Origin of the sequence: Streptomyces sp. CB02009, assembly GCF_001905825.1 — a bacterium.
Lineage (GTDB): Bacteria > Actinomycetota > Actinomycetes > Streptomycetales > Streptomycetaceae > Streptomyces.
In genome coordinates, this window is sequence record NZ_LIVV01000030.1 from 1,902 (window position 1) to 2,627 (window position 726).

General features: G+C 68.9%; 2 protein-coding genes. Both read left to right on the plus strand.

All coding sequences use genetic code 11. The annotated features are described in order from the left end of the window. Nucleotides 1-252 (plus strand): barstar family protein (locus AMK27_RS40910; protein ID WP_107425816.1); only part of this gene is annotated, 252 nt, incomplete at its 5' end. Nucleotides 253-357: 105 nt separating this feature from the next. Further along, on the plus strand, nt 358-726 hold a 369-nt coding region (locus AMK27_RS40915), incomplete at its 3' end, for an IMP dehydrogenase (protein ID WP_198956040.1).

The following is a 726-nucleotide window of genomic DNA, read 5'->3' on the forward strand; positions in this document are numbered from 1 at the left end:
CTCGCCCTGCCCGAGTGGTTCGGCCGGAACTGGGACGCCCTGGCCGACTGCCTCACCGATCTGCCCGGGCCGGTCACCCTCGTCGTCACCGGCTGGCGGCAGTACGCGACGGCGCACCCGCGCGAGTGGCGGACCGCCCAGGACGTCTTCGCCGCAGCCGTGGACCAGCGCCCCACCCGCCTCATGGTCCTCGTCGCCCTGGGAACAGCCTTCGGAGGATCCGACGAAACCGCTGCCGCAAGCCTCGGATGATTCGCCCGGGGCTGGTATGCGTACAGGCGTGGGACAATGAACTACGTGCTTTTTCCCCTGGCTGAAATGCCTAGGGGCCGATCCGAACGACTGGGATGTCAGCACGTGCGTTTCCTCAATGACGTCAAGCCGCCCTACGACCTGACGTACGACGATGTGTTCATGGTGCCGAGCCGCTCGGCCGTCGGTTCCCGCCAGGCGGTGGACCTCTCCTCGCCGGACGGAACCGGGACCACGATCCCGCTGGTCGTGGCCAACATGACCGCCATCGCCGGTCGCCGTATGGCCGAGACCGTCGCCCGCAGGGGCGGACTGGTCGTCATCCCGCAGGACATCCCGATCGAGGTCGTCACCGACGTCATCTCGTGGGTCAAGAGCCGTCACCACGTGCTCGACACCCCGATCGTCCTCGCCCCCCACCAGACCGTCGCCGACGCGCTCTCGCTGCTGCCCAAGCGGGCGCACGACGCCGCC